Origin of the sequence: Nostoc sp. 'Peltigera membranacea cyanobiont' 213, from assembly GCF_002245975.1 — a bacterium.
Taxonomy (GTDB): Bacteria; Cyanobacteriota; Cyanobacteriia; order Cyanobacteriales; family Nostocaceae; genus Nostoc.
Genome location: NZ_NOLI01000330.1, coordinates 1 through 2187 on the forward strand (window position 1 = coordinate 1; position 2187 = coordinate 2187).

Annotated in this window: 4 protein-coding genes; 2 read left to right on the forward strand and 2 right to left on the reverse strand. The window is 39.2% G+C overall.

Features of this window, described 5'->3' with window-relative positions:
• On the reverse strand, window positions 1–414 hold a 414-nt coding region (locus CDG77_RS34640; protein WP_094333625.1), incomplete at its 3' end, for a hypothetical protein.
• Window positions 415–701: 287 nt separating this feature from the next.
• Here CDG77_RS34640 and CDG77_RS37260 point away from each other — a divergent pair.
• On the forward strand, window positions 702–857 hold the full coding sequence (locus CDG77_RS37260) for a hypothetical protein (protein WP_190234163.1): 156 nt from the start codon (window positions 702–704) through the stop codon (window positions 855–857).
• 290 nt (window positions 858–1147) lie between these two features.
• On the forward strand, window positions 1148–1753 hold the full coding sequence (locus CDG77_RS34645) for a YdcF family protein (protein WP_094333626.1): 606 nt from the start codon (window positions 1148–1150) through the stop codon (window positions 1751–1753).
• A gap of 176 nt (window positions 1754–1929) precedes the next feature.
• Here CDG77_RS34645 and CDG77_RS34650 read toward each other — a convergent pair whose 3' ends face one another.
• The gene (locus tag CDG77_RS34650; RefSeq protein ID WP_094333627.1) at window positions 1930–2124 is read right to left on the reverse strand and encodes a hypothetical protein; all 195 of its coding nucleotides are present in this window, start codon (window positions 2122–2124) and stop codon (window positions 1930–1932) included.
• Between the last annotated feature and the right edge of the window lie 63 nt (window positions 2125–2187).

Sequence of the window (2187 nt, forward strand, 5' to 3'; positions counted from 1 at the left end):
ACCGTCTATCTCTAGAGTATCTGAAGATAGAAAATTACTTTTAGCGATCGGACGTTGACCGTCTATGTCAATAACAGCTTCAACCTCTAAATCGCTAGGGTCAATTGGACGCTTACCGTCTACAGTTAGCATCTCATGTTCTTGAAAAGCGCTTTTCCCGATCGGGCGTTGACCATCTATATTAATTGTTTTATCATAATCGGTTTCATTTTTCCCAATTGGCCGCTCACCATCTATATTAATTATTTCTTTAATTTCAATATTACTTGGATCGACTGGACGCTGACCATCTATATTAATTGTTTTATTTGTCTGTATCAGTTCGTTAGATGATGAATCTATATCAGTTTCATCCCCTATTTCCTGCTGACCCAATTTATTTTTAGTACTATCAACTTCCTTTATGTTATCCATATTTGCCATCCTGATTCTAAGATTATTTAGCTACTACCAATATCACCTGAAGAATTGTATATTTTGAAACAAAATACACTGAAAATTAGCTAGAAAGCAGAAAAATTATGATTTCTTTTGCAATTCTTTTGTCTACTCTAAATAGAGTACTCATGTAGGAGTAAAAAATCCTCTATCACAGCACATAATGCATCTATGACTTAAGAGGGATTTGTCGTCTCTCAAGAAACATACAGCAGGAGAGAAATGGGGTTTTCTTACACAGGCTACGCTTTGCTTTAAGAGCGATGTCTATGACGGGCTGTCCGGTGTCGCTACTTTCTCATCCCCAAATTTCCTTACCCAGCAACCCATTACCAGGAATCATGTCCTCTGTCCCGCCAAGGAAGAAGCTCAAATTCGCGGATGCCGTCTGTGATACGCTGGCTTGTGCTGACTTCTAAACTTTGTAATACCAACTTCAAGATTATTCGTTTTTTCCGTAAAACACGAAACTTGAGGTGAATAGTATTATATAACGGTATTTATTATGGATAAACTGGGGACAACACTAAAAGTCTCCTATATAATTTACTTCTATCAAAAACTGCTCTAGCTTCCGTCTAGGGCAGTTTTTGATTGCACGGTAGAAACCAGATTCACAACTGCATCTCATGGTGAAGCATATAACAGTATAGAACTTACGCACTTAACTTGATATTGAAACTAAGAATGAAAAATAAGACAACGCCCCATGCTCAATTACAAAATTTCCAAAAAATGGTTAATTTTGGTGACACTAGCTTTGATATCTGCCTTGTTGCTGGCGATCGCTTCTTCTGCCTCAAGTATTTATTTATATGGCAGCAGTACTAATAATATCAAGGCAGATGCAGCAATTGTTTTAGGAGCGGCAGTTTGGGGAGAAGAACCATCTCCTGTTTTCAGAGAGCGAATTAACCACGCCATCAACTTATATAAAAATGGATCTGTTAAAACAATCATTTTTACTGGCGGAGTTGGCGAGAGTAATGAACCACCTGAAGCTATAGTTGGAAGAAATTATGCACTCGCGCAACAGGTAAAAGCTGCTGATATTCTCACTGAAACTCAATCTCGCACAACTCACCAGAACCTCAAAAATGCTTTGGAAGTAGCGAAAGCTCACCAATTAAACAAGTTTCTCATTGTTAGCGATCCATTGCACATGAAGCGAGCGGTATTGATGGCACGAGGTTTAGAGATGGATGCACATTCGTCTCCCACACCGACTAGCCGCTATCGCAGTTTTCACAGTCAAATGGAGTTTTTGAGCCGAGAAACTTATTTTTACTTTGTCTACTTAGTGTTTAAAATCTAGCTTTAGCAGACTGCAACTAAAAATTGCCTAGTTGAGCGATGACACAAAGTACCCCCTAGAAGCGATCGCAACAACAAAAGCAAGTTTTAGTGAGCGCTCACGCCTGAAATCGCTAAATTTTAGCTAACATTTCCTTTCGGCAAACAGTGACAACTGTCCCGGAGAAATATTCCCGGTTAAAATTGTGGTTTCTTATATTGCAATAACAGAGCTAGCAACATGAAGCCATCGTGGATAACTGGCATAATTTTAACTGCGTAGTTTACCGCCGCAGGCATCGCTGGAGCTATCATCACCGCTATCTTGATTTTCCAAAAAACTAACCAGCAATCCATCGCACTCACCGAAGAATGGACAGTTACACCCCACATTCCGCACCCTAACTGTCACAAGTTCATTAGTACTTAACTAATTGTCGGCGAATAGTATTTATG

What these genes read in the sequence shown, in the direction of transcription:
- CDG77_RS37260 (WP_190234163.1), top strand. Translation starts at nt 702, where the DNA reads ATGTCTATGACGGGCTGTCCGGTGTCGCTACTTTCTCATCCCCAAATT.
- CDG77_RS34645 (WP_094333626.1), top strand. Translation starts at nt 1,148, where the DNA reads ATGCTCAATTACAAAATTTCCAAAAAATGGTTAATTTTGGTGACACTA.
- CDG77_RS34650 (WP_094333627.1), bottom strand. Translation starts at nt 2,124, where the DNA reads ATGTGGGGTGTAACTGTCCATTCTTCGGTGAGTGCGATGGATTGCTGG.